Below are 3720 nucleotides of genomic sequence, written 5' to 3'. Positions count from 1 at the left end.
ACACCCCCACGCCAAGTCTCCGTCGGAATTCTAGCGAACCACGTGCGGAGAACCGTGTAATGAGGTAACCGCGTGAGGCCAATCTCCGCAAGAACGCCAGGCATCTCGCTGAGCAAGTCAAGCGCAACACGGTATGATTTGTTCAGCTCAATACGGAGGGCATGGAGTGTGAGCATCGCCCATTCGGCGAACCCGCCACCCCCTTCGGGGTCGGCGGGTTCGTCTGGATTAGCGACAACTTGTTTAGCTTTCGCCACCGAATTACGGGTGAGGAGACAGATTTCGGATGTCAAAGTAATCTGTCTCTTCGCTTTCTACAGAGATAACGCAGTCGTTGTACTCCGGTCTAGCGAAACTACAGTGCCGAATAATTATACTTGTATGCAGGGCAATCTTTTATACATAAATAGATAATATAACTCTTCACCAGATATGACAGATACCCTAACACCAATCCTCCCCCAAGATGCACGTGATCTATATCTTGATGATCGTAAAGAGGATGCAAGTTATGACACGAGAGAAACGATCGAACCAGGAGTTGATTTCTTCATAGAGTGGTGCGAGAGTGAAGAGATTACGAATATGAATGAGGTCAGCGGACGCGAACTCACAGAATACAAAAGATATTGTAAAAAGAATACAAGTAAAAATATAGTCAGTTTAAATGGTCTTCTTAGCGTGCTTCGACGATTCCTCGTCTACTGTGTCCAAATTGATGGGGTGAGACAAAATGTCCCCGACAAAGTACCAATCCCGGATGTTCCTGATGATGAGGATGTCTGCTATGAGAAACCGACTGATAAAGAAGTTGAACGAGCATTGAATTACCTCGAAAAGTACGAACCTGGATCACGTCGCCACGTCGAATATGCGATAATGAAAGAGATCAGTAGTCGGGCAGGGGCTCTTCGGGCTATCGATGTCGGAGACGTGGATCAGGAAGAACAAGCGATCAAATTCAAGCATCGACCACACCGAGATCATAAAGATGTGAAAGGGACTCCACTAAAGAATGGGAACGATGGACAAAGGGATGTAAACGTCTCTCAGGAACTAATGGAGTTAATTCAACAGTATCTAAATAATCCCGATCGTCACCATGTGTCAGACAAATTTGGACGCCAACCTCTGCTGACGACGAGACATGGACGTCCCAAGGTAGGTACAATACGTCGTGACCTCTACAAACTCACCCGTCCATGCATCCACTCAAACGAATGTCCTCATGACCGGGACATAGACTCGTGTGAAGCAGTTCAGAACAATCATGCTTCCAAGTGCCCGTCGAGTTATACTCCTCATCCTCTGCGCCGTTGGTCTATTGAGCATCAAATTGACCAGGGAGTGCCCAAAGATAAACTATCTGACAGAGTGGATGTTTCAGTTCCAGTTCTGAACAAGCACTACGATCTCCGCTCGGAAGAGAGAAAGCGGAAACAGCGCCTCAAAGTTTATGAACGACTGTTTGAAGGATACGGAGACAAGGAAGAGACACTAGATCAAAGTGTTATTGATAATCTGACAGATGATGATGGGATGCTTGATCCGGTAGCATTGCACGAACTAATTGCCGAGAGTGAAAAATCACTTGACGAAATATCAACCTCCAACCAGAGCGGAAAAGAAGAGAAAGAGTATGAACAACAAAGAAAGGGAGATCAGACCTCGTTTGAGGATTTCACGGGGTCAAATGCAATCAGTCAACCAGTTGCTCTCCCTGTTGTTGGTGGCACAATTCTTGGCAAGTGGCTCCCTGACCGACTTCAGCGCGAACTACAGGATATGGATCCACAACCTGACACTCCCACCTGTCCGAGCACGAATCGAGCAGTGAAAGGAGCTGCTGCATACACACTCTACGTGATAATGGTCGCAGTCAACTTCACTCTGCTTGGCATAATTCCTGTCTGACCAGGTCTAATTTGCGTATGGGTTCGGGAATATTCGATACGTCAAATTGCATGCTGATTTACTATCATTGTTTTGAAATTGTCGAAACTCCACGCATGGAAATCAACATAGATCGATTTATAAGAAATAGTGTAGGTTGCTACTCAATTACTCTATTCGAGCTTCTCTGGCTTGGTCAACATAGGACAGTCCCTGATTGGTACGTTCAGAAATAATCACAACAACTCCATCAGCGTATTGACCGCCCTCGGAGTCTAAGTGATTTACCGCTGCTTCGAGTTGATTTTCTACAGTACCAAGTTGATTGTTGGCCTGGTCACCCCGGCCGTCCTCAGCGAATGAAAGTGCCCGTTCTGCGGACGATCTCGCTGCCTCGTATTTTGCTGTCAGTGCTTTTTGTTTGCCGTTTTCTGCTCGATTGTTGCCGCGACTTCTTCCCTGTCCGTTTCTGTCCGCATCGGTATCCGCATCAACCAGCGTAGTAGTCAAATCGATCAAATCCTCTAAGAACTCAATGAGATGTTGAATTTGCGGAGATTTGCCAGTACGCATATCATCGATGACAATCGAATCGGTGTCTTCATTCGGGTTAATCCGATACCTGCCTGTCTCTCCTTCGCTATCCGTGACTTCAATGGTATATCGGCCCGCTTGATGTACGCAGAGTGCAAAGGTTCCATTGTCTTCGACTTTGCTGTCGTACACTGGTCCAGCAAAGTCCTCGGTGAGTTTTACTCGTTCCAACTCTCCTTCAGATCCGCGGCCTCCGACTTTTACCGCCTTATCATCTGGAACGACAAATAGATTACCTGAAACCCCTGCCGGATAACTCCCACCCGCACTCAACTCGAATCGCTCAACATAGGGTGCGTAGTCATCTCCCTGAACTGTGAGGCGATGTTCCCCGGGTTCTAGGCTTGTCGCGGCTAGAATTCCGCCCGAACTTGGAACCGCTTTTGTTTCAGGACTATCAAAGACACCTACGACTTCTTTGTTTATTGAATTTTTTGTTATTGTCACAGCATCATCCAGTGACTCCCCTAAGTCTTCAACCCGATCTCGGTTTTTTTCGTACTCTTCTCGAAGTCGTCCTTCTGCTTCGTCTTTCACTGCTTGAACGAACGTGATAGCTTTAGATGGTTCCACGAGTTCGAGATCATATTTATTACTCAGGTATTCGCGGTGATCTATATGATCGACTGCAACTGTTGAATCCTCGTACCAGTCTGACTCCCATGGCGTTACAATTGATCTTGTAAATCCTTCAATTAATATTTCAAAAACCCACTTGCCTCCTTTGAGTCTCAAGGTCGGGAGTTCATACGGATAGACGAGATTAGGTCCAGTAAAATCGTTGACTCTCCGCTCGACATCTTGTAATGGTGCTAGGTTATATTTGAACGCATTCCTATCATCAGTCTCTTTGGGCACTAAGCGAACGCCCACCGACCGTTCATCAGATACATCAGGATTGATGAACGCTGACCGTTCCAAATCAACACGGTCATCTTCATAGATCACTTGCCCGTCAAGTTCTGGAATTGTATAATCAAGACTAGCGATTTCGTCTATTGGAAATGGAGGATCCTGTTCGTCTCGCGGCAATCCATAACCTGGTAAAATAACATCAGTATCGGCTTCAATCTCGTTGTAGTATAGTTCTTTTTTCTTATCTTCATAACTATTATACGCTCATCTGTAGAAGTCAGTACTTAGGATTTTCTCGAACCACTGGTCTGTGTTGAGTGTGAGGCTGAGGAAGTTCAGATAGCCCTGTAAGTGGTGTTTTGAGACACCTCGGAACCT

General features: G+C 46.2%; 2 protein-coding genes and 2 pseudogenes. 1 reads left to right on the top strand and 3 read right to left on the bottom strand.

What is annotated here, in order from left to right; translation table 11 throughout:
• Positions 1-293: pseudogene (locus EOW68_RS18175) on the bottom strand (IS5/IS1182 family transposase); the annotation flags it as partial.
• 139 nt (positions 294-432) lie between these two features.
• Here EOW68_RS18175 and EOW68_RS18170 point away from each other — a divergent pair.
• Positions 433-1914: a tyrosine-type recombinase/integrase gene (locus tag EOW68_RS18170; protein WP_128226566.1), complete on the top strand. Its 1482-nt coding sequence runs from the start codon at positions 433-435 to the stop codon at positions 1912-1914.
• Between the two features lie 147 nt (positions 1915-2061).
• Here the strand turns inward: EOW68_RS18170 and EOW68_RS18165 are convergent, their stop codons facing one another.
• Together EOW68_RS18165 and EOW68_RS18160 are read right to left on the bottom strand one after the other, a co-directional pair.
• Positions 2062-3519 carry a hypothetical protein gene (locus EOW68_RS18165; RefSeq protein WP_128226565.1) on the bottom strand — a complete coding sequence of 486 codons (1458 nt, stop codon included), beginning with the start codon at positions 3517-3519 and terminating at the stop codon, positions 2062-2064.
• Between the two features lie 87 nt (positions 3520-3606).
• Positions 3607-3720, bottom strand: a pseudogene (locus EOW68_RS18160) (IS1595-like element ISHti5 family transposase); the annotation flags it as partial.

Source organism: Halovenus amylolytica, from assembly GCA_004015825.1.
GTDB classification, from domain to species: Archaea; Halobacteriota; Halobacteria; order Halobacteriales; family Haloarculaceae; genus Halovenus; species Halovenus amylolytica.
This window is presented reverse-complemented; position numbering and strand designations above follow the sequence as displayed.